This is a genomic window from Seonamhaeicola marinus (assembly GCF_008085455.1).
Genome location: NZ_VSDQ01000160.1, coordinates 1 through 242, shown reverse-complemented (window position 1 = coordinate 242; position 242 = coordinate 1). Strand labels below are relative to the sequence as shown.

Annotated in this window: 1 protein-coding gene; it reads right to left on the bottom strand. The window is 36.4% G+C overall.

Features of this window, described 5'->3' with window-relative positions:
• Positions 1-242: ATP-binding protein (locus FUA24_RS01230; protein ID WP_187388125.1), on the bottom strand; the 242-nt coding region annotated here is incomplete at both ends.

Sequence of the window (242 nt, the reverse complement as noted above, 5' to 3'; positions counted from 1 at the left end):
AATCATCAGCCGATTTAATTTTTGAAGTAGCATGACGCTCAAAACACAAACGTGCATCTGTAACGCTCATACCTTTACCATCGTCAATAACCTGAATTAAGGTTTTACCAGCATCTTTAATAATTAATTTTATAGTTGTAGCTCCTGCATCAATAGCGTTTTCTAATAACTCTTTAACAACTGATGCTGGCCTTTGTACAACTTCGCCAGCAGCTATTTGGTTTGCAACATGATCAGGTAAT